This window comes from Actinopolyspora alba (assembly GCF_900112765.1).
In the GTDB taxonomy this organism is placed as follows: Bacteria; Actinomycetota; Actinomycetes; order Mycobacteriales; family Pseudonocardiaceae; genus Actinopolyspora; species Actinopolyspora alba.
The window spans coordinates 112,187-136,593 of sequence record NZ_FOMZ01000009.1; the positions used below are offsets into that span (position 1 = coordinate 112,187).

At 68.1% G+C, this 24,407-nt stretch carries 24 protein-coding genes; 17 read left to right on the forward strand and 7 right to left on the reverse strand.

The genetic code is table 11. The annotated features are described in order from the left end of the window. Positions 1-126 precede the first annotated feature (126 nt). Genes BM150_RS14980 through nikE form a run of 4 tightly spaced genes read left to right on the forward strand, consistent with a single transcriptional unit; the run spans position 127 to position 5,515 of the window. Positions 127-1,962, forward strand: a complete 1,836-nt coding sequence (locus tag BM150_RS14980) for an ABC transporter substrate-binding protein (RefSeq protein WP_245755504.1) — start codon at positions 127-129, stop codon at positions 1,960-1,962. A gap of 3 nt (positions 1,963-1,965) precedes the next feature. Next, positions 1,966-3,000, forward strand: coding sequence for an ABC transporter permease (locus tag BM150_RS14985; RefSeq protein WP_092927893.1), 1,035 nt, complete (start codon positions 1,966-1,968; stop codon positions 2,998-3,000). Further along, positions 2,997-3,899, forward strand: coding sequence for an ABC transporter permease (locus BM150_RS14990; protein WP_217641662.1), 903 nt, complete (start codon positions 2,997-2,999; stop codon positions 3,897-3,899). The genes BM150_RS14985 and BM150_RS14990 overlap by 4 nt, the downstream gene beginning before the upstream one ends. Next, positions 3,896-5,515 (forward strand): nickel ABC transporter ATP-binding protein NikE, encoded by a 1,620-nt coding sequence (gene nikE, locus BM150_RS14995; protein WP_092927895.1) that lies wholly within the window; start codon positions 3,896-3,898, stop codon positions 5,513-5,515. The genes BM150_RS14990 and nikE overlap by 4 nt, the downstream gene beginning before the upstream one ends. Positions 5,516-5,608: 93 nt before the next feature. Here nikE and BM150_RS15000 read toward each other — a convergent pair whose 3' ends face one another. Together BM150_RS15000 and BM150_RS15005 are read right to left on the reverse strand one after the other, a co-directional pair. After that, positions 5,609-6,241 carry a nucleoside/nucleotide kinase family protein gene (locus BM150_RS15000; RefSeq protein ID WP_092927896.1) on the reverse strand — a complete coding sequence of 211 codons (633 nt, stop codon included), beginning with the start codon at positions 6,239-6,241 and terminating at the stop codon, positions 5,609-5,611. Between the two features lie 49 nt (positions 6,242-6,290). Continuing rightward, positions 6,291-7,226, reverse strand: a complete 936-nt coding sequence (locus BM150_RS15005; RefSeq protein ID WP_092927897.1) for a S66 peptidase family protein — start codon at positions 7,224-7,226, stop codon at positions 6,291-6,293. Positions 7,227-7,529: 303 nt separating this feature from the next. Between BM150_RS15005 and BM150_RS15010 the strand changes: the two genes are divergently transcribed. The 8 genes from BM150_RS15010 to BM150_RS15045 all read left to right on the forward strand — a co-directional run bounded on the left by BM150_RS15010 (position 7,530) and on the right by BM150_RS15045 (position 14,913). Then, positions 7,530-8,096 carry a DUF3090 domain-containing protein gene (locus BM150_RS15010; RefSeq protein WP_092927898.1) on the forward strand — a complete coding sequence of 189 codons (567 nt, stop codon included), beginning with the start codon at positions 7,530-7,532 and terminating at the stop codon, positions 8,094-8,096. Positions 8,097-8,102: 6 nt separating this feature from the next. Beyond that, positions 8,103-8,894: an SCO1664 family protein gene (locus BM150_RS15015; protein ID WP_092927899.1), complete on the forward strand. Its 792-nt coding sequence runs from the start codon at positions 8,103-8,105 to the stop codon at positions 8,892-8,894. 205 nt (positions 8,895-9,099) lie between these two features. Beyond that, entirely contained in the window at positions 9,100-10,335 is a 1,236-nt protein-coding gene (gene mshC, locus BM150_RS15020; RefSeq protein ID WP_092927900.1) for a cysteine--1-D-myo-inosityl 2-amino-2-deoxy-alpha-D-glucopyranoside ligase, read from the forward strand. A 594-nt stretch (positions 10,336-10,929) separates the two neighbouring features. Further along, positions 10,930-12,210 carry a sensor histidine kinase gene (locus tag BM150_RS15025; protein ID WP_092927901.1) on the forward strand — a complete coding sequence of 427 codons (1,281 nt, stop codon included), beginning with the start codon at positions 10,930-10,932 and terminating at the stop codon, positions 12,208-12,210. Next, the gene (locus BM150_RS15030) at positions 12,207-12,650 is read left to right on the forward strand and encodes a roadblock/LC7 domain-containing protein (protein ID WP_092927902.1); all 444 of its coding nucleotides are present in this window, start codon (positions 12,207-12,209) and stop codon (positions 12,648-12,650) included. Before BM150_RS15025 ends, BM150_RS15030 begins: the two co-directional genes overlap by 4 nt. A gap of 18 nt (positions 12,651-12,668) precedes the next feature. Then, the gene (locus tag BM150_RS15035) at positions 12,669-13,040 is read left to right on the forward strand and encodes a DUF742 domain-containing protein (RefSeq protein WP_092927903.1); all 372 of its coding nucleotides are present in this window, start codon (positions 12,669-12,671) and stop codon (positions 13,038-13,040) included. Next, positions 13,015-13,611 carry a GTP-binding protein gene (locus BM150_RS15040; protein WP_175496843.1) on the forward strand — a complete coding sequence of 199 codons (597 nt, stop codon included), beginning with the start codon at positions 13,015-13,017 and terminating at the stop codon, positions 13,609-13,611. The genes BM150_RS15035 and BM150_RS15040 overlap by 26 nt, the downstream gene beginning before the upstream one ends. Before the next feature lie 69 nt (positions 13,612-13,680). Beyond that, positions 13,681-14,913 carry a styrene monooxygenase/indole monooxygenase family protein gene (locus tag BM150_RS15045; protein WP_092927905.1) on the forward strand — a complete coding sequence of 411 codons (1,233 nt, stop codon included), beginning with the start codon at positions 13,681-13,683 and terminating at the stop codon, positions 14,911-14,913. A gap of 69 nt (positions 14,914-14,982) precedes the next feature. On the opposite strand, the gene BM150_RS15050 is transcribed toward BM150_RS15045, so the two are convergent. Beyond that, positions 14,983-15,894, reverse strand: a complete 912-nt coding sequence (locus tag BM150_RS15050; RefSeq protein WP_092927906.1) for a PAC2 family protein — start codon at positions 15,892-15,894, stop codon at positions 14,983-14,985. Positions 15,895-16,109: 215 nt separating this feature from the next. On the opposite strand from BM150_RS15050, the gene BM150_RS15055 reads away from it, so the two are divergent. The 3 genes from BM150_RS15055 (at position 16,110) to BM150_RS15065 (ending at position 18,199) form a co-directional block, all read left to right on the forward strand. Further along, positions 16,110-16,826 (forward strand): HAD family hydrolase, encoded by a 717-nt coding sequence (locus tag BM150_RS15055; protein ID WP_245755505.1) that lies wholly within the window; start codon positions 16,110-16,112, stop codon positions 16,824-16,826. A 66-nt stretch (positions 16,827-16,892) separates the two neighbouring features. Then, positions 16,893-17,156: a phosphoribosyl-ATP diphosphatase gene (locus tag BM150_RS15060; protein ID WP_092928048.1), complete on the forward strand. Its 264-nt coding sequence runs from the start codon at positions 16,893-16,895 to the stop codon at positions 17,154-17,156. Between the two features lie 194 nt (positions 17,157-17,350). Further along, positions 17,351-18,199, forward strand: a complete 849-nt coding sequence (locus BM150_RS15065; protein WP_092927907.1) for a VOC family protein — start codon at positions 17,351-17,353, stop codon at positions 18,197-18,199. Positions 18,200-18,362: 163 nt separating this feature from the next. On the opposite strand, the gene BM150_RS15070 is transcribed toward BM150_RS15065, so the two are convergent. Both BM150_RS15070 and BM150_RS15075 read right to left on the reverse strand, forming a co-directional pair. Next, a complete protein-coding gene (locus tag BM150_RS15070) occupies positions 18,363-19,148 on the reverse strand; it encodes a thioesterase family protein (protein WP_092928049.1) in 786 nt (261 codons plus the stop codon). 80 nt (positions 19,149-19,228) lie between these two features. Continuing rightward, a complete protein-coding gene (locus BM150_RS15075) occupies positions 19,229-20,128 on the reverse strand; it encodes a RecB family exonuclease (protein WP_092927908.1) in 900 nt (299 codons plus the stop codon). Positions 20,129-20,367: 239 nt separating this feature from the next. On the opposite strand from BM150_RS15075, the gene BM150_RS15080 reads away from it, so the two are divergent. After that, a complete protein-coding gene (locus BM150_RS15080; protein WP_092927909.1) occupies positions 20,368-21,507 on the forward strand; it encodes a site-2 protease family protein in 1,140 nt (379 codons plus the stop codon). Positions 21,508-21,642: 135 nt separating this feature from the next. Further along, positions 21,643-22,473 (forward strand): tRNA (adenine-N1)-methyltransferase, encoded by an 831-nt coding sequence (locus tag BM150_RS15085; RefSeq protein WP_092927910.1) that lies wholly within the window; start codon positions 21,643-21,645, stop codon positions 22,471-22,473. Positions 22,474-22,569: 96 nt separating this feature from the next. On the opposite strand, the gene BM150_RS15090 is transcribed toward BM150_RS15085, so the two are convergent. Together BM150_RS15090 and BM150_RS15095 are read right to left on the reverse strand one after the other, a co-directional pair. Next, a complete protein-coding gene (locus tag BM150_RS15090; RefSeq protein ID WP_092927911.1) occupies positions 22,570-23,493 on the reverse strand; it encodes an Rv0361 family membrane protein in 924 nt (307 codons plus the stop codon). A 102-nt stretch (positions 23,494-23,595) separates the two neighbouring features. Continuing rightward, positions 23,596-24,270, reverse strand: coding sequence for a hypothetical protein (locus BM150_RS15095; RefSeq protein WP_092927912.1), 675 nt, complete (start codon positions 24,268-24,270; stop codon positions 23,596-23,598). Positions 24,271-24,407: the final 137 nt, after the last annotated feature.

Consider the following 24,407-nt stretch of genomic DNA (forward strand, 5'->3'; position numbering starts at 1 on the left):
CCGGGCACTCCCGAACCGCGCGTGGCGTTTCGGCGTGCTCGCCACGCCGAACCGGTGAATCATTGACCGGGAACCGTTTCGAGTGGTTCGTTCGTCACGAAGAGCGAAAGGGTGATCACAGTGGGTGTGAGATCTTCAGGGGCTCGGAGAGCGGCCCCACGCGCCCTGCTGCTGATCCTCACGCTGCTCCTCGCGGCGCTGGTGCCCGCCTTCGGGAAGCACGAGCCCGCTACCGCCGCTGATTCCCCGAACGGGGGAGGGGTCACCCTTCGGGTCGGTATCCAGCAGGAATTCGACTCGCTCAACCCGTTCCTCGGGTTCAGCCTCGCCTCGACCGACGTGTTCCGGTTGATCTACCCCACTCTGACCACCTACAGCGCCGAGGACTTCTCGGTCGTACCGGAACTCGCCACCGACTGGAAGTCCTCCGAGGACAAGCTCACCTGGACGTTCCACATCAGGCGGGGAGTGCACTGGTCCGACGGAAGGCCGGTGACCGCCCACGACGTGGCCTACACCTTCAAGCGGATGATGAACGACCCCGCCGCGGCCACGGCCAACGGCAACTACGTGGACAACTTCAGCTCGGTGACCGCTCCCGACGATCGCACCGTGGTGATCCGCACCGAGAGTCCACAGGCCACCATGCGCTCCATCGCCGCCCCGATAGTCCCCCGCCACGTCTGGTCGAGGATCGACAACGTGGCCGAGTTCGCCAACCAGCGGATGCCCGTCGTGGGAAGCGGTCCGTTCGTGGCCACCGAGTACCGTCCCCAGCAGTATCTGACGCTGCGCGCCAACGAGGACTTCTGGCGTGGCGCTCCCACGGTCGACCGGCTGCGGTTCGTCAACTTCGAGAACAGCGACGCCGCCGTGCAGGCGCTGCGCAAGGGCGAGATCGACGTGGTCCGCGATCTCACGCCCACCCAGTTCGACGCGCTGCGCGGCACCGACGACATCCGCCGGGTACGCGGCAAGGGGCGGCGGTTCTTCGAGATCGTGCTCAACCCGGGTGCCGCCAACAGCGCGGGCGATCCCATCGGGACCGGGCATCCCGCGTTGCGCGACGCCCGTGTGCGCAGGGCCATCGATCGGGCCATCGACCGTGAACGCCTCGTCGAGCGGGTGCTCGGCGGTTACGGAACCGTCGGCGCGGGGTACCTGCCCCCGATATTCGAGGACTACTACTGGACCCCTCCGCCGGAGGCGAGACGCCCGTTCTCGATCGAAGCGGCCAACCGGGCGCTGAACGAGGCGGGCTATCCCCGCGGTCCCGACGGGGTTCGCCGCGGCCCCTCCGGGAGGGCCCTGGACTTCGAGTTCGTGCTGCACGGTGACTCGCCCACCGACGCGCTGGTCGGGAAGTTCGTCAAGGAGTGGCTGTCCCGGTTGGGAATCCGGGTGAGGCCACAACCGGTTTCGGACAACCAGGTCAACCAGCGCACCACCGCCGGTGACTTCGACATGGTGGTCAGCGGGTGGTCGGTCAATCCGGACCCGGACTACGTGCTGCGACTGCAGACCTGCGGTGCCAGGCCCAAGCCTGGTGGCGGCGGTCTGCCCGACAGTTTCCTCTGCGACCGGCGCTATGACGAGCTCTACGCCCAACAGCTCGCCGAGTTCGACCACTCCCGACGGGTCGACCTGATCCGAAAGGCGCAGCGCCGGTTCCACCGGATGGCCACCGGGTTGATCCTGTTCTACCCCAACACGCTGGAGGCGTACCGCTCCGACCGTTTCGCGGGATTCGAGCGGCAGCCGTCCGAAGGCGGGGTCATCACCGCGCAGCAGGGCTACTGGGGCTACTACGGAGCCCGTCCCACCGAACAGGCGCGAACGGCCTCGGGTGGTGCCGGATATCGCTCGGCGGCCTTCGTCGTCGTCGGAGTGCTACTGCTCGGCGCGATCGTGGTCGTGTCCGTGGCGGCGCGTCGTCGACGTACAGCGGAACACCGGGAATAGGCCATGACGGACACTCGTGACGAACTCGAGACCCGCGGCCCCGCGAGTGGGCCGCCACCACTGCTGCGGTTCGTGGCCGCGAAGGTCGGCGGGGGTGTGGTGAGCCTGTTCCTGGTGGCAGTGCTCGGTTTCTTCCTGTTCCGGGTACTGCCGGGCGATCCGGCTCGCACCATGACCAGGTCCACACCGGTCAGCGCCGAACAGCTGGCGGCGCTGCGCCACCGCTTCGGCCTGGACCAGCCGTTGTACCTGCAGTTCCGCGACTTTCTGCTGAACCTGCTGCACGGCGACCTGGGGACGTCCTACATCTACAACCGCCCCGTCGCGGAACTGATCGTCGAGCGGATCGGTCCCACCGTGCTGTTGGTGGGCACCGCCACCGTGCTGGCGGTGCTGGTCGGGCTCTGGATGGGAACCCGTGCCGCCTGGCGGCAGGGCGGTGCGGTGGACCGGTGGTTCACCTCGGTGGGGTTGACGTTGTGGTCGGTACCCACCTTCTGGCTCGGACTGCTGCTGCTGATGGCCTTCGGGGTCGGCGTCGGTCCGCTTCCCGGGTTGTTCCCCGTGGCCGGCATGTCCTCTCCCGACGTTCCGCCGGGCGTGGTCGCCCGGGTGCTGGACGTGGCCCACCACCTGGTGCTGCCGTGCCTGACGCTCGTGGCGGTGATCTACGCGCAGTTCATGATGGTCATGCGCACCTCGCTGCTAGAGGAGATGGGTGCCGAGTACCTGACCACCGCCCGTGCCAAGGGACTGCGCGAGGATCTGGTGCGGCGCAGGCACGCCGTGCCGAACGCCCTGCTTCCCACCGTGACGCTGATCTTTCTGCACCTCGGGCTGGTGGTGGCCGGGGCGATCACGGTGGAGACCGTCTTCTCCTGGCCCGGACTCGGGTTGCTGACCTACGAGGCGCTGCGGGTGCCCGATCTGCCGTTGTTGCAGGGAACGTTCATTGTGCTGGCAGGGAGCGTGATCGTGATGAACGTGCTGGCCGAGCTGATCTACCGACTCCTCGACCCGAGGGTGCGTGACTCGTGAGCGCCCCGCCGAACCCCACCGGAGTGACGGGGCGTCGGGTGGCCGCCCTGGCCGAGGGATGGCGTGTCTACCGCGCCGACCGGGGCGGGCTGTTCGGCCTGGCCGTGCTGCTGTTGGTCGTGGGGCTGGCCCTGCTGGCGCCGGTGCTCACCCGGTCCGAGGGGCTCGACGTCACCAGGGTGCGGGGGGAGCCGCTGCGACCGCCGAGCGCGACGAACTGGTTGGGAACCGACGAGTCGGGGCGTTCGGTGCTGCTGCTGACCTGGTGGGGAGCCCGGATGTCGCTGCTGGTCGGGTTGTCCGCGGCGGCGCTGTCGATGGTGATCGGAACAGTGGTTGGGTTGCTGGCCGCCCACTTCGGTGGCTGGGTCGCCACACTGCTGCTGCGGGTGACCGATTTTTTCCTGGTACTGCCCGCGCTGGTGCTGGCCATAGCCCTGTCCACCGTGCTGTCGAGGGGAGTGTTCACCATCGTGCTCGCCATCGGGGTGACCTCCTGGCCGCAGACCGCCCGACTGGTGCGGGCACAGACGCTCACGGTGGAAACGCGTCCCTACATCGAGCGAGCCAGAGCACTCGGCGGGGGACATCGGCATCTGCTCGGAAAGCACGTGCTGCCCGCTGTGCTGCCGCTGGTGTTCGCCACCACCACGCTCACCGTGGCCAGCGCGATCATCGCCGAGTCGACGCTCTCCTTCCTGGGGCTGGGGGATCCGTCCATGATCTCGTGGGGATCGATGCTCAAGTCCGCCATGGACACCGGAGCCGTGACGGCGGGTGCCTGGTGGTACCTGCTACCACCCGGTCTGGGCATCGCGATCGTGGTGCTGAGCTTCACGTTGTGCGGCCGTGCGCTGGAAACCGTGCTGAATCCGAGACTGCGGGGAACACGCCGATGAATCCGATACTGCGTATGGACGGGGTTTCGGTCACCTATCGCGGTTCCGTACGGCCGCGACAGGCCGTGATCGACGCGAACCTGACGTTGGAACCCGGCGCCACGCTGGGACTGGCGGGCGAGTCCGGTTGCGGCAAGACGAGCCTCGCGCTGGCGGTGCTGCGGCTGTTGCCGCGTTCGGCCGACGTCGACGGCACGATTCTGCTCGACGGTCAGGACATCGAGCGACTCACCTGGGGCGGGTTGCGCGCCGCGCGGTGGGCGAGTGCCTCGGTGGTTTTCCAGGGGGCCATGCACGCGCTCAATCCGGTTCGCACCATCGCCGACCAGATAGCCGAACCGATCCGGTTGCACTCCTCCGAGCGTCTCTCGGCGGCGGTGTCGCGCGCCAGGGTGGTCGAGCTGTTGGAGCGGGTCGAGATTCCCGCTCGGCGTCGCGACGCCTATCCGCACGAGCTGTCCGGTGGGCAGCGACAGCGTGTGATGATCGCGATGGCCCTTGCCTGCGAGCCGCGCCTGATCATCGCGGACGAGCCCACGACCGCGCTGGACGTGGTGGTCCAGTCGCAGGTGCTGTCCCTGTTGCGGCGCCTGGTCGCCGAGCGCGGCATCGCGTTGTTGATGATCAGTCACGACCTCTCGGTACTGGCGGCGAGCTGTCGGCGGCTGGCGGTGATGTATCGGGGACGGCTGGTGGAGGAAGGTCCCGCTCACAGGCTCGCGAGCGCTCCGGAGCACGAGCACACCGGAGAGCTGGCGGCGGCGTTTCCCACGATCGGTGATACCGCCTCCCGCTATCAGGGGGCCGGTGAGCCCGTCGGGGCGGCCGGTTCCACCCGGCGACCGCTGCTGTCGGCCGAAGGGGTGAGCGTGGAGTTCACGGACCGCCATCGCAACCGGGTACCGGCGGTGCGCGAGGTCGATCTGGACGTCACCGGTGACGAGATACTCGCACTGGTCGGTCAGTCCGGTTCCGGGAAAACCACGCTGGCCCGCACCCTGCTCGGACTGCGGCGCCCCGATACCGGGGTGGTCCACTACGACGGGCGCCCGATTCCCACTTCCGGGCGGCGACTGCGGGACTTTCGGGGCAACGTGCAGCTGGTGCTGCAGGATCCCACGGGCGCGTTGAACCCCCGTCACACCGTTTACGAGGCGGTGGCGGAGGGATTGCGGGTGCACGGCGGAGCGGCCGACGAGGCGGCCCGTGTGCACGAGGCGCTGGAAGCGGCCGAGCTGCGGCCCGCCGAGGAGTTCGCCGGGCGGTTCCCGCACGAGCTGTCCGGTGGGCAACGGCAGCGTGTCGTCATCGCGGGTGCGTTGGTGCTGTGTCCGCGGGTGCTGGTCGCCGACGAGCCGGTCGCCTCGTTGGACGCCACGGTGCGCGGTGAGATCCTGGCGCTGCTGCTGCGGCTGCGGCGCGAGCGAGGTGTGTCCAGCCTGGTCATCACGCACGATCTCGGGCTGGCGTGGAACATAGCCGATCGGGTGGCGGTGATGCGGGCAGGTGCGATAGTGGAGACGGGACCGGTTGAGCGGGTTCTGATCGATCCCGAGCACGAGTACACCACGGAGCTGCTCGCGGCGGTTCCCTCGTTCGAGCGAAGTGTTTCTTGAACGCTCGTTTCCGGCATTCCCCCGGTCGCGGTGTACCTGTCTTCGAAGTGCTCGACCGAAGGACGAGCGGGTCAGCGTGTTCGTCGTGCGCTCTCAGCCCAACGAGTCCACTATCGCGGGACGTTCCGGACGGTCCATCCGGACCAGTCGATCCGCCAGCAGGTCGGGGCGGATCTCCCGCTGGTAGTCGTCGAAGGCGGGCAGCTGCCACTCGTTTTCCGCGGCGACCCGTCGCAGCAGTACCTTCTCGGACATCCACAGGTGTACCGCGAAATCCGTTTCGAGTCCGCCGCCGAGCAGGAACGGGCCGTCGACGACCACCACACCGCCCTCGGTGAGGCGCACGCGCTCCATGCGCGGGGAACGGTCCAGTTCCGCATCCCACAGGGCGGGGAGGACGAGACCGCTGCCTCCCGGCCGCAGCGGCGTGAGGACCTCCCTGGTCAGGGCGCCGAAGTCGAACCAGTCGAACCGGAAGGAGTCCGGGTCCCCGCGCCCCCGCTCCAGCCGAAGCGAGGCCGGACGGACGTAGTCCCACAGGCGTACCCGCAGGACGTGCCTTCCCCGCAGCCGCAGCTGTTCGGCGAGCGAATCGGCCAGCTCATTCGTGCCGGTGAGGGGATGTCCGTCGAGCGCCACCCTGCACCAGGGTTGTCGGGTGCCCTCGTGCAGCACCTCGCTCAGCTCGACGGCCAACAGCTCCCGACTGGTGGAACGTACCCGCATTCCTCGTACCACCGCCCCTCGCGAGGTCGGCCCGCCGCCGGGCCACGATTCAGCCGGTTCCGGTCCCGTCGAGCGTGAGGGTGCCCGCCTCGGCGTCGAGCTCGGCGCTCACCCCGAGCGGCACCGTGAGCTGGCCGTCGCAGTGACCGAATCCCAGTTCCCACAACACCGGTACACCGAGATCACCCAGGATGTCGAGCAGCGTCGCACGTACGCCCTCGACCGGTCCGCAGTCCTGCCAGGAGCCCAACACCACCCCGGTGGTCGTCTCGAACCACCCCGCCCGTTTCAGCTGGGTGAGGTACCGGTCGAGTTGGTAGGGCTGCTCGGTCACGTCCTCCAGCAGTGCCAGCCCGGGATTCGGTGGTTCGGGCAGCTCTCCGGAGCCGAGCAGTCCGGCCAGCACGCTCAGGTTGCCGCCGTGGGTCACCCCTGCCGCGCGCCCACTCCGCAGCGCAGCCGAGTGCGGGCCGCTCAGACGCGTCCCCGCCGGCTCGAACAGGGCGCGACGCAGGTGCTCGCGGGCGGTGGCGTCCTCGGTGAAGGCCCTCGTGGCGATCATCGGCCCGAACAGCCCGGCCATTCCCAGCCGCGGGCCGATCGTTTCGTGCAGCGCCGTCGCGTCGCTGGAGCCCACCAGAAGCTTGCCCGGGGCCCGTTCCATGGCTGGCCAGTCGAGCCGCGGCAGGATCCGCACACTGCCGTAGCCACCGCGTGCGCACAACACCGCGCTGATCTCGGGGTCGCACCACGCTCGTTCCAGGTCCGCTGCCCGATCGGCGTCCGAACCGGCCAGGTAGGCCAGCCGGGGATGCCGGTCCCTCACGTGATCGCCGACTCTGACCCGCAGCCCCCACGATTCGAGCAGCTCGACACCGGTTCGCAGTTGCTCCTCCGGCACGGGGCCCGCGGGGGCGACCACCGCGACCGTGTCCCCGACGCGGGGAGGGGGAGGAATGATGCGTGCTGCTGTGATCGTCGGCATGACCTCATGGTGCACCGCTCGGGGCGTGGCGAGGTGTGCACGGCCACGTCACTTTCGGTCCCGGTTTTGCTACGTTTGGTGACAGATACCTCTCGGGGTGTGTCCGAGCGCCGTTCGGTTCGTGGCCGTGCGGAACGGTGACTGTTGTTCGCGGGCGGCGAACATCGTCCCGGTGGGGTGGTCGCGGGCCGATCCGCCCGGCGGGTGAGATCGATATCGACGCTGCCAGGGACGATCCCCTTTCGTGCGAGAGGGGAAGGGGCTGCATGATCAGCAGCGCTGTGACTTAGTGTCGAGGGTGTCATGGCTCGTGTCATCCACGTATTCCGTCAGCCCGACCGTTTCATCGTGGGAACGGTCGGTGAGCCCGGCGATCGCACCTTCTATCTGCAGGCCACCGAGGACTTGCGGACGGTGAGCGTTCAACTGGAAAAACAGCAGGTCTCGGTGCTGACAGAACGCATCGACGCCCTGCTGGAAGAGGTGCAGCGCCGGTTCGACACCGAACTGCCCTCCGAACCACCGGACGAACTGGTCGACTCCGGCCCGCTGGAGGTGCCGGTAGAGGAGGAGTTCCGGGTCGGCACCATGGGGCTCGGTTGGGATGCCGAGACCGAGGCGGTCGTCGTGGAACTGCTCGCGGTCACCGAGGAGGAGGTCGACGAGTCCGTCGTGCTCGACGACACCGACGAAGGACCGGACGCGGTTCGGGTGTTCCTCAGCGCGGCGCACGCGCGCGCCTTCGCGGAGCGCGCGCAGCGAGTGATCGAGGCGGGCCGGAAACCGTGCCCGCTCTGCTCGGAGCCGCTCGATCCGGAGGGCCACATCTGCCCACGGCAGAACGGTTACCGCCGTTCGGAAGAGGAGTAGCGGGTCGTGCTCGCCGACGACGTCGCTGTCGAGCTGCTGCGCGAGGGGAGCCTGGAGGTCCGGGGCCGTCTCGTCGAGGCCTCCAACGCCACCCTGCTGTGCACGGTGGAGAACGACGGGTTGCGAGCCGATTGCGTCTACAAGCCGGTGCGTGGTGAACGGCCGCTGTGGGACTTTCCGGACGGCACACTGGCCGGTCGTGAGGTCGCCGCCTATCTGCTTTCCGAAGTGCTCGGATGGCATCTGGTGCCGCCGACGCTGTTACGGGACGGCCCCCACGGGCCGGGCATGGTGCAACTGTGGGTGGACACCGAGCAGGAGTCCGAGCTGGTCGACATCCGCACTCCCGAGGAAGTGCCCTCGAACTGGCTGACCGTGCTGCACGCGCGGGACGACCAGGGGGAGCCGGTCGTGCTCGCCCACTCCGACCACGACGAGCTGCGTAAGCTGACCCTGTTCGACGTGGTGCTCAACAACGCGGACCGGAAGGGCGGTCACGTGTTGTGCACCTCGCGGGGGCGGGTGCTCGGTATCGATCACGGTGTGAGTCTCAACGCCGATGACAAGCTGCGCACCGTGTTGTGGGGTTGGCTCGGGCAAGCCCTCCACGGGACGGAGGTCCGCTCCCTGGAACGGTTGCGCGCTGAGCTGGACGGCGAGTTCGCCGCCGGATTGGTCGAGCACATAACCCCGAAGGAAGTTCAGGCCCTGCGGGACCGGATCGACCGGTTGCTGCGGGACGGGGTGTTCCCGGCGCCCTCCGGCGAGTGGCCCGCCATACCCTGGCCCCCCTTCTGAGGACAGCGACAGCGGTTGCGTGCCTGGTCGGGTAGCCGGCACGTGAGTGGGCGCCTCGCGGCGATTTCGCGAGAAATTGACGCCGACCCTGCCGCACCGCCGTACTGGCGCGGCGATTTCGCGAGAAATTGACGTCGGAGGCCCCTGGGCGGGAAAGCTCCGGCCCGTCACGGGTCACTCAACCGTGGCGGCTAGGGTCGGACACATGCAACCCTGGTCATCGGTTTCCGTGCCCAGCCTGCCCGGTACTGCGCATCCGTTGCGACTGTTCGATACTGCCACCGGCGAAGTGAGACCGGTCGGTACCGGTTCTGGGGTGCGGATGTACGTCTGCGGCATCACTCCCTACGATGCGACCCATCTCGGTCACGCCGCCACATACATCGCCTACGACCTGGTGCACCGCATCTGGTTGGACAACGGCAGTGATGTGCACTACGTGCAGAACGTCACGGACATCGACGATCCGCTGCTGGAGCGTGCCACGCACGACAACGAGGACTGGATCGTGCTCGGGATGCGCGAGACCGCGCTGTTCCGCGAGGACATGGCCGCCCTGCGCGTACTGCCACCGCGGGACTTCGTCGGAGCGGTGGAGTCGATCCCGGAGATCGAGCAAGCCGTGACCAAACTGCTTTCCTCCGGTGCGGCCTACCGGGTCGACGACGAGTTCCCGGACGTCTACTTCCGGCACGACGCCACCGGCAGGCTCGGGTACGAGTCCCGTTACAGCGGAGCCGAGATGACAGAGGTGTTCCCGGACCGGGGTGGCGATCCGGACCGCCCGGGCAAGGAGCACCCGCTCGACGCTCTGCTGTGGCGCATGGCTCGCCCGGACGAACCCTCCTGGGACTCCGAGCTCGGTGCGGGTCGTCCCGGCTGGCACCTGGAGTGCTCGGTGATCGCGCTGAACAGGCTCGGGATCGGGTTCGACCTGCAGGGCGGCGGCTCGGACCTGGCCTTTCCGCACCACGAGTTCAGCGCCGCGCACGCGGAAGCGCTGACCGGACAACACCCCTTCGCGGGCCACTACTCGCACGCCGGGATGGTGGGACTGGACGGGCAGAAGATGTCCAAGTCCAAGGGCAACCTCGTGTTCGTCTCCCGGCTGCGTGGCGATCGAGTGGATCCGATGGCCATCAGGTTGGCGTTGTTGAGCGGTCACTACCGTGCCGATCGTTCGTGGAACGCCGATCTGCTCACCACCGGCGCTGCCAGGCTTTCCCGCTGGAAGCAGGCGGTGGGGCTGTCGGAGGGGCCCGCCGCCGACTCGACTCTCGACCGGTTGCGGGAACGGCTCAGCGACGACCTCGACACCGAAGGGGCGCTGCGAGCCGTGGACGCCTGGGTCGACGAGGCGCTGTACGAGGGGGGCGAGGACACGACCGCGCCCTCGACGATTCGCCGTGCGGTGGACGCCCTGCTGGGCGTGGCCCTGTAACCCCGCCGTCCTCGGAACCGGGGAACGGAAGTACGTTCGGCGCCCCCGCCGCGGGGGCGCCGCTTCCGGCTCCGGTTCGGAAATCCCGTCGGGCGCGGTGGCCGGCGCGGATATCCACGACTGGCGGATTTTCGTCGCCGGGCGGCATTCTCCGTTTCCGGCGGCAATAGGAACCCGCTCCGTGGCCCCTTCCTGCGATTCTCACGGCATTCCGCGGTTGTCGACTTCGGCGTGTGCGACACGTTTCCGAGAGTTTCCTCGGTCTCGCCCCGGTTGCCCTGTACCGCGACGGTACCGCGTGTCGTGGTGCGGGTGTGCGATGTTTTCGCCGCTCACGCCGGTACTTCTCCCGACAGGTCGGGTCGGGCCGGGCGAAGAGATGGTGGTAGCGACATTCGACTCGGGTTTTTGTTCCGGTGAGCTGGGAAAATGCTCTTGACCGTCGAATTTTCGGTAATATGCGACAACCACCGGCCACCCCGACCGGCCAATAGGAACACAACGTAGACTTCCGCCAACCGATCTGATTGGATCTCGTGACACGAGTCCGCACGAAGCCCGGATCGGTAATAGGTGCTTTGGTTGCGAGGTGGGATGGTGAGTCGGGTATGGGAGATGCTCGAACGCTCGCGCAGATCGTTACGGGACGGTGCGGCGAGACAGCGGTTGGAGGGATCGACCAGACAACTGCTGCAGCGTTCACGGGACACCGTGGCGCAGATTATCGGCCCTTCGCCTTCGCGTGAGCCGAGTTCGCAGGATGTGTTGGCGGGGGTCTGCTCCAGTGTCGCCCTGCGTGATCTGAACCTTGTGGACTCGCTGCTCGAACAACTGGAACAGATGGAGTCCGAAGAGGACGACCCGGAGTCGTTGGACCGTCTCTACCGGCTCGACCACCTGGCCACCCGGCTGCGGCGCAACGGTGAGAATCTCCGTGTGCTGGCCGGGCGGGACGCCGGTGGTGCTAAGCCGGAGACGGCTTCACTGGTCGACGTGATCCGTGCGGGTATGTCCTCCATCGAGCACTACAACAGGGTGGAACTCGGCAGGGTGACCGAGCTCGGCGTGGTCGGGTTCGCCGCGGACGACGTCAGCAGGTTGCTGGCGGAATTGCTGGACAACGCCACGGCGCATTCCCCGCCGAATTCGTCCGTGACCATCAGCGCGCATCTGACCGAACAGGGCAGCATGATGGTGCGTGTCGAGGACGCCGGTATCGGCCTCCCCGCCGCGAGGCTCTCCGCGCTCAACGAGCGGCTCGCGAGTGCCCCGGTGCTCGACCGCAACGCGGTGCGCCACATGGGGCTGGCCGTGGTGCGCAGAATCTCGGGCAAACACGGTATTCGGGTCTGGTTGGCGCGTCGTGCGCCAAACGGGACGACCGCTTCGGTGCTGCTGCCGCACTCCCTGGTGCACGAGAACGCGACGCCCGATACCGGCGTGTCACGGCAGGTTCCGGTGTCCGAGGAACCGGCGATCCCGAACATGCGTTCCGCACGGGCGAACGCGGAGCCGCGGGCGAACGCGGTCGCCGAAACCCCGTCCGAAACCACGGAGGCCGGTGTGGAGACTCCGGCGGTGGCGGCCGAACCCGTCTGGCCCTCCGAGGAGCAGGCCGCGGCGCAGCAGGACCAGTCACAGCCCGCCACCACGGCCAACGGGTTGCCACGCAGGGTTTCGCAGAGTCTGAAGGGCTCCTCCGGCGGAAGCAGCGGCTCCGCCGTGCCCGCCCCGGAACCCCACTCCGACGACACGGAACGCGACATCCGCGAGAGCCATCAGCAACTGCTCGCGGACCTGGGAGATTTCGCCGAAGGCGAGCTGGAAGCCAGGCAGCACAACGAAAACGACGATGCCGAGAGGCCACAGCAGTGACGGCTGCAGAAAACAATGCCCAGTCCGCGAATTTCGACTGGCTGGTCGACGATTTCGTGCACCGGGTGCACGGCGCCACCCACGCGTTGATCCTGTCGGCGGATGGCTTGCCACTGGCCGCTTCCTCATCGGTCACCTCCGATGAGGCCGAGCAGCTCGCGGCGATCTCCAGCGGCATGCTCAGCCTGGCGCACCACGGTTCCTCGTTGTTCGAGAAGGGTGATTGCGAACAGATCATTCTCCGGCTGCGGCACGGATACTTTCTGTTCATGGGGATCGGTTCCGGCGCCGGACTCGCCGTACTGACCTCGGCCGAGGCGCAGATGCGCGTAGTCGCCTACGAGATGACCCAGTTCGTGGAAAACACCGGGCACGCGTTGACACCGGAGGTCCGTGCCGACTTAAGGCGCGTCGTAACCGCGCGAAGGCCGCGTGACTGATCGGTTAAAGGAAGACCCATGGTCACACACTCACAGAACCAGCGGGAAAGCCGCAGTAGCCGGGTGCGGCCCTACGCGCTCACGCACGGACGGACCCGAACCCGGCACCAGCTTCTCGTGGAAACGATGATTTCGGCGTCGGACTACGACACCGAGCTCGCCGAGAAGTTGCTTCCGGAATCCCGGTCGGTTTACGAGCACGCCCGACGGCCGATATCGCTGGCCGAACTCTCCGCCTCGCTGAACATCCCGCTCGGGGTGATACGAGTGCTGGTCAGCGACTTGGCGACGGAAGGGGCGATCGTCATTCATCCCACCGGACAGGCTTACAGTTACGATCACAATATCCTCGAGAGGATTCTCGATGGCCTCAACAAGCTCTCCGCGTGACCACTCCGAGCTGATGCTCTCGGCGAAGATCGTGGTCGCGGGTGGATTCGGAGTCGGCAAGACCACATTCGTATCGTCGGTCTCCGAGGTCGCTCCCCTGAACACCGAGGCGTGGATGACCGAGGCCAGCGAAGGCGTGGACGATCTCGATCCCGCCGGGGAGAAGACGACCACCACCGTGGCGATGGATTTCGGGCGTATTCAGCTGCACCCGGATCTGATGCTCTACCTGTTCGGGACCCCCGGACAGTCCCGTTTCTGGTTCCTCTGGGACGACCTGGCCAGAGGCGCGCTGGGCGCGGTCGTGCTGGTCGACACCAGACGGATAGCGGAGTCGTTCGCCGCGATCAACTACTTCGAGCACGACTCGGACATCCCGTTCGTAGTGGCCGTCAACCTCTTCGAGGGAACGTTGACCCACGAGCTGGAGGAGATCCGCGAAGCACTCGCGATCGCTCCGGACGTCCCATTGATCACCTGCGACGCACGTGATTCATTGTCCACTGTAGATGCTTTACGGACGCTGGTTACCCACACGATGCGGTTGAACGTGACGCACGGCGCCGCGTGATTCGTCGCCGTGTCCCGTGTGGACCGGTGTCGTCGTGGAGGGGTCTCGTCGGGTGAAAGGAAGGGTGCGATGCGCAAGATCCTCATAGTCGGAGCCGGCCAGGCCGGGTTACAGACCGGTCTGTGCCTGCTGGAACACGGCTATGACGTCACGATCATGTCCGCGCGAACGCCGGAGGAGATCCGTGGTGGTCGTGTCATGTCGACACAGGCCATGTTCCACACCGCGTTACAGCACGAACGGGACTACAAGCTCAACCTGTGGGAGGGACGCGCACCGCGGATCCAGGGATTGGGCGTCTCCATCGCGGCCGAGGACGGCACCAGGGCACTGGACTGGGTCGGCATGCTGGACGACTACGGGCAGTCGGTCGACCAGCGGGTCAAGATGGCAGGTTGGTTGGAGCTGTTCGAGGACAACGGCGGCAAGGTCATCTTCCACGGGGTGACGACCTCGGATCTGGACTCGCTGACCAGGCACTACGAACTGGTGCTCGTCGCGGCGGGCAAGGGTGAACTCGTCCAGCTGTTCGGACGAGATCCCGACCGCTCGCCCTACAACACCCCGCAGCGCGTGCTCTCGGTCAGCTATGTCTACGGTGCGGATCGTCGGCCGGAGCACCCGGACACGGACGCGGTGCGGTTCAACGTGGTCCCCGGCGTGGGTGAGCTGTTCGTCATTCCCGGCCTGACGCTGAGCGGGCCCTGCGAGATCCCGTTCTTCGAGGGCATACCGGGTGGCCCCTTGGACTGCTGGTCGGACAGACCGGCCCCGGGCGAGCACTGGAAGCGCATGCTGGAGCTGATGCGACAGTACGTCCCCTGGGAGTACGAGCGCTTCAAGCACGCCGAGCTCACCGATTCGCAGGCGACCCTCTCCGGAGGTTACGCACCGGTGGTGCGTAACCCCGTGGGCGAACTGCCGTCGGGAGGCGTCGTTCTCGGTATGGCCGACGTCGTGGTGGCCAACGACCCCATCACCGGTCAGGGATCCAACAACGCGAGCAAGTGCGCCGCGTCCTACCTCGAGAGCATCCTGGAACGGGGCGGCGAACCGTTCGACAGCGACTGGATGAGGCGAACCTTCGAACGCTACTGGTCCGTGGTCGAACCGGCCACCACCTGGACCAACGCGATGCTGCAGCCCCCGCCGGCGCACGTGCTCGACATCTTCTCCCGTGCCGAGCGCAACGCGACCATCCGGAAGCGATTCGTCAACGGCTTCGACGATCCGGCCGACTTCGGCAACTGGTTCCTCGATCCGGAACTGGCCGAGCAGTACCTGCGCGAGGTCGACGGCTGAGCGGTCCCCGCTCCCGATGCGACGGCTCGGCCGGGCCCCACCCGGCCGAGCACGCGGGGCCCGCTCCGGCTACGGGTTCTTGCTCGGTCCGGCGGGACCCTTACCGCGTCCTCCACCTTCCCCGGGGCCGCCGGGGCCCCTGCGGCGAAGGTAGCGCTCGAACTCCGCCGCGATCGTCTCACCGCTGGTCTCGCTCAGCGTGTTCTCGGCGTCGCCACGTTCCTCCAACGCCCGCACGTAGTTGCGAACGTCCTCGTCCTCCTCGGCCATCTCGCTGACGGTGTTCTCCCACTCCTCGGCCTGCTCGGGCAGATTGTTGAGCGGGACCTCCAGGTCCAGCGCCTCCTCCACGCGGTGCAGCAGCGCCAGGGTGGCCTTCGGCGAGGGTGGTTGCGAAACGTAGTGCGGAACCGCGGCCCAGAACGAGATGGCCGGGATACCGGCCTGTACGCAGGCGTCCTGGAAGATGCCGAGGATGCCGGTGGGGCCCTCGTAGCGGGAACGTTCCAAGCCGAACCGACTCGCGGACTCGGCGTCGTAGGCGCTGCCGGTCACCGGGATCGGCCGGGTGTGCGGGGCGTCGGCCAGCAGTGCCCCGAGGCTGACCACGGTGCTGGCGCCCGCCTGCTCGATGTGGGAGAGCAGTTCGGTACAGAACGCGTTCCAACGCATGTTCGGTTCGATGCCGTGTATCAACACCACGTCCCTGCTGCAACCGGGTGGACGGCACACCGAGAGCCTCGTGGTCGGCCAGGAGACCTCTCGCGTCACACCGTCGACCAGTTTGACGGTGGGCCGGGACACCTGAAAGTCGTAGTAAGGATCCGGATCGATCTCCGTCCAGCTGGTAGCGTCCCAGGTGAGCTGGAGGTGTTCCACGGCTGTACTGGCGGCGTCGCCGCCGTCGTTCCAGCCCTCGAAAGCACAGATTATGATGCTGTTCTCGAGGGTGAAACCGGCAGGTGGGGCAGGTACGGACACATGGCGAGGGTACTACCCACCTCGTGCGCTGTCGGAGATGATGGACACCGAGTGCTGTACCCGCTCGGTAACCGCCCTCGTGGCTGTGCTCACATCGCGTACTGCGCACCGTGAACGAGCCAGTAGGCTGGACGCATGTGTAACGATCTTCGACGGTCGTCCTGCCCGGGCCGTCCCGGAGCCTGGTCCCGGGAACGGGCGGGAGGCCCGCTTCGATGACCGAAACCGATCCTCGCGCCGCCGAGTCCCAGCGGTCCGCTGTTCCGGAGTTCCCCGCCGCCGTGCTCTTCGACATGGACGGCACCCTGGTCGACTCCGAGAAGCTCTGGACGGTCGCCATGGACGACTACGCGGCGGCCAACGGCGCCGAGATCAGCGATGCCGCGCGTGCGCGCATGGTCGGTTCCAACATGTCCCGCAGCATGCGGTTGCTGCTCGCCGACATCGGCATGTCCACCGGCCCGGCCGACATCGAGGCGGCGGGGCAACAGGTGATCGAGCGGATGGCCGAGATGCTCGACAACGATCTCACCTGGCGTCCCGGCGCCGAACAGGCACTCCGTCGGGTCAGTACCGACGGTGTTCCGGTCGCGCTGGTGACCTCCACCATCCGGTCGCTGACCGATATCGCGCTGCGAACCATCGGTGCCGAGATGTTCGACGTCACCGTCTGCGGTGACGAGGTGGACGGCTACAACAAGCCCGATCCGGAGCCCTATCTGCGCGCGTGTCGCGAACTGGGCGTGGACCCGGCACACTGCGTCGCGATCGAGGACTCCCCCACCGGGGTGAGCTCTGCCGTGTCGGCGGGGTGCGCGGTGCTCGGAGTGAGCTGCGAGGTCCCACTGGAGCCCGAACTCGGGTGCATCATCCGGGACTCCCTGGAAGGGCTCGACACCGCTGAGCTCGGTACGTTGTTGCATCGCGGCTGAGCTCGCCGCGTCCGGCACGCCGGGCGGTGTTCGGCCGAGCGTGGCGGGATGCAAGGATCACCGGTCGTGAAGACCTTCGACGAGCTGTTCAGTCAGCTTCAGCAGCGCGCGCACAGCCGGCCCGAGGGATCCGCCACGGTTGCCGCCCTCGACGCGGGGATCCACTCGCAGGGCAAGAAAGTCCTGGAGGAGGCGGGGGAAGTCTGGTTGGCCGCCGAACACGAGTCCGACGAGCAGCTCGCCGAGGAAGCCTCCCAGCTGCTCTACCGGCTGCAGGTGATCCTGCTGGCGCGGGGCCTCTCCCCCGAGGACGTCTACCGCTATCTGTGATCGAGGTTTCCCGCCCGGGTGCCGAGGGTGCTCGGGGTGGCGGAACCTCTGGCACGTCTCGTGAGCGGGTGCCCCGACATCGGGTAGCGGTGCGTTCCGGTGAGGTGATCGGATCGTGATTCGAACAGCACATACAGCGCGTGTCGCGGCGGATAATGGTGTCCGGAAGACGCCAAGTACTAGCGGGAGGACCCATGGGTGTGGTCCCGGTGGACTCCGCGCCGCCGAAATGGCAGCTGTACGCGGGGATGCCCTGCTGGATCGAGTTGATAACTCCGGATCTCGACCGGGCATGCGAGTTCTACACGGCACTGTTCGGCTGGCGGTACGAACAGCGCCGGGCATCGGACGGCAGTGAGCATCTGATCGCCACGCACGACGACTTTCCCGTCGCGAGCCTGCGCGCGGCGGGTGAGGACGTGGCCGGATGGCGGTTGTTCCTGGCCACAGGGGACTGTCGAACAGCCTGCGAGCAGGCCGAGAGCAACGGTGCCACCGTGACCGTGCCGCCCGGCCATCTCAGCGGTATCGGCACCAAGGCCGTGCTCACCGATCCCTCCGACGTCGAGTTCGGACTGCTCGAACCGGAGGACTCCTGGCAGTTCGACGTGGGACTGCCCGCCACCCTCATGTGGGCGGAGCTGCTCACCATCAAGGCGCAGACGGCCGATCTGTTCTTCCAGGAGCTGTTCGGCTACACCGCCACGCAGTTCGGCACCGAGAACCAACTCGACTACTCGGTCTGGTACCTGGGTGAGGAGTCGGTGATGGCTCGCGTCAGCATGCTCCGTGATCACATCAACGGCGAGACCGAGCCGCACTGGTTGATCTATCTCGGTGTCGACTCGAACATCGGCACCGACGAGACGGTCCGGCGTGCCATCGCCGCGCACGGCAGGGTGCGGGCCAACCCGTACGACTCTTCCCTGGGCAGAATGGCTGTGTTGCGTGATCCCACCGGGGCGAGGTTCGCGCTGGTGGACGCTTCGGAGGCGTCACGCGGCCACGGGATTCCCGGCAACTACGATCCCTACGAGGACTGACCGGGCTTTCCGGCTCCGGATGCCGAGCGGTTCCAGCCGCGGAAGGCCCGACACCGAGCGCCCGCACGATGTCGGGCCTTCCGCGCGGAAACGCACTCGGGCGAGGATGAGTCGCGTTCGCGCTCCCGGTCGGACTCGGGCCCGCCGGACTCGGGCGGGAATCTCAGAGTCGAGTGGGAAGCAGGGCCTGCGCACTTTGTCCGACGGGTCCGGCGGCGTCGTGCAGCGTGGTCCGGGTCAGCCCCGCGCCGTCCGGACCGAGCGTCATGCGCGCGTCGAGCCCCACCCACTCGCCGTGTGGTTGCCGGGCCAGGTGCACCGTGAGATCGGTGTTGGCGAACGCCCACCGTTCGAACGGCAGACTGCTCGATACGCCGCTGGCGCAGTCGGCCACGGCGAACAGTCGCTGCAACGGGCTCGGCTCCTCGCCCGCCACCAGCGGCATGCGCTGCCTCGCCCACACCTCCGCGTGGCCCGGTTCCGGTGTCGCGGTGCTCGCCGTACGCCACTCCAGTGCGTCGGCGTAGCCGCCCGCCCAGCCTGCCGGTAACGGCATCGCGGGGCACTCGGCCGGATCCGTGAGCCGCCGCGCGTCGTCGCGGGCTACGTCGGCGGTGTCGGAGCGCAGCATCCGCCAGGCCCGTGCCGTGGCCGCGATCCGCCCCGAGGCCGCGATCTCGGCGGTGACCAGCTCCACGGAGCGTCCCGGACGCGCGACCTCCGCCCGTACCGTCACCTCGTCCACCGGCACCGGCCCGAGCACGTCCACACTCACCCTCCGGACGGAGCGGCGTTCGTCGGGTTCACAGCACTCGATGCCGCGTACCAGCAGTGCCGCCACCGGCCCCAGATGCTGAGCCTTGTCCGACCAGGGCCCGACGGTGTGCTCCGTGGCGCGGAAGACACCGTGGTCGAGCTGTTCGTAGAACACTTCCTCCGTCGCTGCCAACGCGGTTCCCTTCGCCGTTTCGTCATCCCGCCGTGTGATCCGTTTCGCACGGCCGTTCTCGCTCGGACTGCTGCCGGAGTTCAGGCGCCGTGTTCGGCGGAAGCGGCGGTTCGTCGTTCCGGTTCCGGCCAACCGGGGTAGGGCGGAGCCGTCCCACCGTGTGCGGGGCACAGCGGTTTGAAGTCGCAGAAGTCGCACAACCGGGACGGCGTGGGGCGGAAGTCGCCGCTGCGTCCCGCGCGCAGGATGGCCTGCCAGATGGCCTCCAGCGTCCGCTCGAACCGACGCAGCTCCGCCTCGTCGGGCGTGTAGGCCAGCGACTGTCGGTCCTTCAGATACATCAGCAGCAGCTGTCGGGGCAGCTCTCCTCGGGTTCGCCACAGCACCAGGGCGTAGAACTTCATCTGGAACAGCGCCTTGTTCTCGCCTATCTGCCGGGGCGCGGCACCGGTCTTGTAATCGACCAGCCGCACCTCCCCGGTGGGGGCGACATCGACCCGGTCGATGAATCCCCGCAGCAGTACACCGCTGTCCAGCTCGGTCTCCACCCGCATCTCGCACGCCTCGGGGTCGAGCCGCCGCGGGTCCTCCAGCTCGAAGTACGACTCGAGCAGCTCGCCGGTGGATTCCAGCCACTCGGTCAACTCGTGCTCGTCGGCGAACAGCTCGGCCAGCTCGGGCTGCTCGGCGCGCAGTTCCCGCCAGGCGGGCGTGAGGAGTTCGGCTGCCGTGGCACGGTCCCGCCGCGCGGCGGGCAGCTGGAACAGCCGTTCCAACACCGAGTGCACCACGGTGCCGCGTGCCTGCGCCTTCGTGGGGGTTTCCGGAAGTCGGTCCACCGCGCGGAACCGGTACAGCAGCGGGCACTGCTTGAAATCGCTCGCGCGGGACGGTGAGAGCGCCGGACGACGCCCACCGGATCCCCCGCGCGCGGAACTCGCGAGCTCGCCGCCTGTTTCGTTCCGGGCAGATTCCGCCATGACCGGCAACCCTAGTAGGGCTTCGTGGTCCCGGTTCGCCGAGGTGCTCACGTGGTGGGACTCCTTCCCGCTCTCCGCACGGCAGGATCCGTGCCGGGAACCCGGCCGGTAAGCCGGTCCTGCCACACCGGAGCGTTCGCATCGGAGACGGCTCTCGGAGGAGTACCGGGAACCACGACACGCCGCGTTCCCGGCACCGTGATCCGCTCGTTGTCGTCGCGGCGTTCTAGGCTGCTCGTATGGCCACCACCGAGGAGAGGCGAGCGGGTTCCGGCGGTGCGGGGCTGCGGCTCTGCCGGGTCGTCGGGGTTCCGGTACTGCTGTCCCCGTCCTGGTGGTTGGGCGCCGTCCTCATCGTGCTGCTCTACACCCCGCTGGTGCGCGGTCTGCTGCCGCACGCGGGGATATGGGCGAGCGCGTTCGTCGCTGCCGCGTTCACCGTGTTCCTGGCCGGTTCGGTGCTGCTGCACGAGCTCGGGCACTGTCTCGTGGCGCTGCGCCTGGGCCTGCCGGTGCGGCGGGTGCGGCTGTTCCTGCTCGGCGGGATATCCGAGATCGCCCGCAGCCCTCCCACCGCGTTCCGCGAGGGGCTGATCGCGGCGGCGGGCCCCGTGGTGTCGCTGGTGCTCGCCGGTTTCACCGGGATCGGCTGGTTCGCGCTGCAGCCGCACGGTGCGGTGTGGCTGCTGGTGGCGCAGACCTGCGTGGCCAACCTCGCGGTCGGGGTGTTCAACCTGCTCCCCGGGCTGCCGCTGGACGGCGGCAGGATGCTGCGTGCGGTCACCTGGCGGCTGACCTCCGATCGGCACCGCGGAACCGTCGCGGGGGCTCTGGGGGCGGTGGTCGTCGCGCTCGGGCTGCTCGGGTGGGCGGTCGGTGGTGCGCTGAGCGACGCTCCCGGGCGGTGGTTGCGGCTGGCGGTGTGTGCGCTGATGGCCTGGTTCGTGCTCGCAGGGGCGTACTCGGAGTACACCGCCGGGCGGGGAGAGCGCTGGCCCAGCGGGGCGGTGTTGGCGGACCTGTTGCGGCCCGTGCTGCAACTGCCCGCGGAGAGCCCGGTGGGCGACGCGCTGTCGGCCGCCGCGGGACGTGGCGTGGTGCTGGTGCGGGCCGACGGGGTGGCGGTGGGCCTGCTGGACCAGTCGCGTGCCGCCCAGCTGGCCGCGACCTCTCCCGGAGAGCCCGCCGAACGGGCGTCCGAGGAGGTGCTGCCCGAGACCGTGCTGCTGCACGACGAGTCCCCTGAACAGGTGTTGCACCGGCTGCGCACTGTGTCGGCGGAGCAGCTCCTGGTGGTCGACTCCGAGGGCAGACCCTGCGGCGTGTTGCGCCGTACCGCCGTACGGGACGCGGCACGGCGCTACGGGCCGCAGTCCTGACCCCCGGCCCGGTGCTGTTCCGCCGCGGGGCCTCAGCGGCAGGGGCGCAGCTGTAGGGACGTACGGCGCGTCTGGCAGGATGAGCCGCCGTGTCCGCATCGGTCCAGTGGACGCATTCGCGGGAGGTTCGCACAGGTGAGCAGTGTCAGCGGTCCGTTCGAGGCGGGAGACCGCGTTCAATTGACCGATCCCAAGGGTCGGCGTAAGACGATCGTGTTGCAGTCCGGCGGCGAGTACCACACCCAGCACGGTGTGCTGCCGCACGACGAGATCATCGGTCGCGACGAGGGGTCGGTCGTCAGCTCCAACGGCGGAACCTCCTATCTGGCGGTCCGCCCGTTGCTGTCCGACTACGTGCTGTCCATGCCGCGCGGGGCGCAGGTCATCTACCCCAAGGACGCCGCGCAGATCCTGATGTGGGGCGACATCCGGCCCGGAGCCAGGGTGCTGGAGGCCGGTGCCGGTTCGGGCGCGTTGACCTGTTCGCTGCTGCGCGCGGTGGGCGACGGCGGTTCGGTGGACTCCTGGGAGGTGCGCCAGGACCACGCCGACCACGCGGAGCGCAACGTCGAGCGGTTCTTCGGCGAGCGGCCGGACAACTGGACGCTGCGGGTCGGCGACGTCACCGAGTACGACGGCGGCGAGGTGGACCGGGTCGTGCTCGACATGGTCTCGCCGTGGGAGGCCCTGGAGACGGTGCACCGCGCTCTCGTGCCCGGTGGTGTGCTCGTGGTGTACGTGGCCACCACCACCCAGCTGTCCACGGTCACCGAGGCGCTGCGCGAGCAGCAGGGCTGGACCGAGCCGCAGTCCTGGGAGACGCTGCTGCGGCCGTGGCACGCGGTGGGCATGGCGGTGCGCCCCGAGCACCGCATGGTCGCCCACACAGCGTTTCTGCTGGTGACGCGCAGACTGGCCGACGGGGTCACGCCGCTGCGGGTGCACCGCAGGCCGAGCAAGGGCTGACCCCCACCCGAGTGGCCTTCGTGTGGTCACCGGGTGACCAGCTCCGACTTCCCGGTCCTGGCTTATCGGCTGGGAAGTCGGAGCGGGGTCGCGGTTTCAGCCGGTGGGCTGGGCGGCGCCGTCGCACATCTTCCACTCGCCGTCCTCGACCACCATGTCCATCTCACCGCCGATGTTCTCTTCGGTCGACCGCGTGCCCGTCGGCCCCTCGACCTTGATCACCATGTTTCCGGTCATGCTGGCCACTGCCGTGGTGTCGGACTTTCTGGTGACCTTTTCGAGCTCGACGTTGAACTCCATCTCGTTGAAGACCTGGGTCGCTTGCTCCTGGCTGAGCCCTCGATTCTTGAACGACTTGATCAGGTCTTCCCTGTTGACGTCGTTGAAGGGGTTGTCCTGATCACTTAGTGTGTTTTCACAGGTCATCGAGGCCAGTGCGGGGAAGTCCTTCCCCTTGATCTTGTTCACGTACTCCTGCGCCACGTCCTCCGGGTCGCCGGGGCCGCCGAGCACCACGAACAGCAGGGCGACGATCCCGCCGATGACGACGACTCCCACCCCGGCGCCGCCGAGGATCCAGGGGAGCTTGGACTTCCGCTGCGGCGGTGGGTACGGACCGCCAGGCTGCGCGTAGGGCGGGTAGGCGTTGGGATCGCCCGGGAAGCCCTGCTGCGGCTGTCCCCACGCCTGCTGCTGTCCCCAAGCTTGTTGCTGCCCCCATGCCTGCTGCGGACCGCTCTGCGGATACTGCCCACCGGGCTGTTGGCCCCACACGGGCTGCCCGCCGGTCTGGGGGTACTGCCCGCCGGTCTGGGGATGCTGGCCACCCGGTTGCTGCCCGTAGGGATCCTGGCCGTACTGCTGTCCCCAGGCCGGTTGCCCGCCGCTCTGGGGGTACTGCCCGCCCGGCTGCTGTCCCCAGGCCGGTTGCTGGCCGAGCTCGGGGTGGTAGCCGCCCTGCTGCCCCTGGTTCTGCTGCCAGGGGTCGTTCGGATCGGGATGCTGCGGTGGGTGGGTCATTTCTCCTCGCCTTTCGAAATCGTTACTCCTCGTGGAGCGGTGCGGTCACTGTTCACCGCTTCGGGAACGTCGCACCGTTGCCGTCTCAGTCGTCGTTCCGCGTCAACGGGTCAGGTCGCAGAGTCGCCATCGGCCGTCCTCCCATCGCAGGCCGAGCGGTTGATCGACCCGATAGGACGCACTGCCCGCGGAGTAGGTTCCGGTGACCCGGACCGTCGCGCTGTCGCCTCGTGCACTGATCTCCCCCAGGTTCAGGTCGAACTCGCCCGCGCTGAGCTGTTCGAGCTGCCGGAGCAGCTTCGCGCGGTTCGCCGAACACAGTTCCGGTTCGAGCGATTCGAATCGGCCGTCGTTGATTCTGTCCAACAGGTTCGCGGCGGCGGGGCGGGGGTCGTCCGGCCCGGTGAAGAACAGGAAGTAGCCGCCCGTGGCGGCCCCGGCGAGCAGCGCGCCGAGCAGCGCCGGAAGTACCCATCGCCGTCGTGAGCGGTGTTCGGTCGGCGGAGCGGTCTCGAACGGTTCCGGGGACTCGTTCCGGGGCAGACCGCGGTTGAACGCGGGATCGCCCCAGTCCGGCGGTGGTGGTGGAGTGCCGGGAACGTGTCGTTCCGAGGGAGGTGGTCCCCGATGGCCCCGGGGCAACGGTTGCCCGACGGGTGGTTCTCCCGGGGCGGAGTGTTGCCACGAGGCGGACGGCTCGGCCCGGTGATCTCCGGTTCCGTTCTCCGGTCGCCGGGCCTCTCCACCGGGTCCGGATCTTCGTGGCGGCTGGGTCATCGGGGCCTCCCGAGGCACGTGCCCTTCCGTGCGGTTCCGAAACAGGCTCCTGCGGCGGGTACTCGCGCAGCAGCGGTACTCAAGTAGATCAGAGCAGGCCGCTTCGGAGTCGGGTAGTGGTCGGCGGTTGTCCGTGG